This is a genomic window from Rhodococcus sp. 05-339-2, assembly GCF_002258965.1.
Taxonomy (GTDB): domain Bacteria; phylum Actinomycetota; class Actinomycetes; order Mycobacteriales; family Mycobacteriaceae; genus Rhodococcoides.
Genome location: NZ_NOYW01000022.1, coordinates 1 through 751, shown reverse-complemented (window position 1 = coordinate 751; position 751 = coordinate 1). Strand labels below are relative to the sequence as shown.

Below are 751 nucleotides of genomic sequence, written 5' to 3'. Positions count from 1 at the left end.
CAGGCCCGCTACGGTGGGGGCTTCCATGAGTGCACGGACGCTGATTTCACAGTCGAAGGTTTCCTGCACGGCGGCTACGACACGCATCGCAGAGAGCGAGTTGCCGCCCAGGTCGAAGAAGGAGTCGTCCACGCTGACTCGCGGCAGGTCGAGAACCTTCGTGAAAATGCCGGAGATAATTTCTTCAACCGGAGATGACGGCGCTCTGTGAACGCCGCTGGCGAATTGCGGCTCGGGCAACGCCCATTTGTCCAGCTTGCCGTTGACAGTTAACGGCAACTCGTCGATGACCATCACCACGGCCGGAACCATGTACGCAGGCAATCGCGCGGCAACTCGTTCGCGCAGCGCCCCACCATCGATTCCCGCAGACACCTCGGTAGGTACGACGTAGCCAATCAACTGCTTGCCGGTATCGGTATCACGGGCCACCACTGCCGCACGCTCCACTCCGGTCAAGGCAGCGAGTGTTGCTTCCACTTCACCGATTTCGATGCGGTAACCACGAATCTTCACCTGATCGTCAGAGCGACCCACATACTCCAGCTCGCCGTCGTGATTCCAACGAACCAGATCGCCGGTGCGATACATCCGCGAACCCAAAGGGCCGAGCGGACACGCGACGAATCGCGATGCCGTCAAGCCCGGCCGTCGCACATAACCGCGTGCCACACCCCGCCCCGCGACATACAACTCACCAACCACACCGATCGGAACCCGCCGCAAACCGGAATCCAACACAAACAACGCA

1 protein-coding gene is annotated in these 751 nt (G+C 60.7%); it reads right to left on the bottom strand.

From position 1 onward, the window contains the following. Positions 1-751 (bottom strand): phosphopantetheine-binding protein (locus CH273_RS27270; protein WP_141214695.1); only part of this gene is annotated, 751 nt, incomplete at both ends.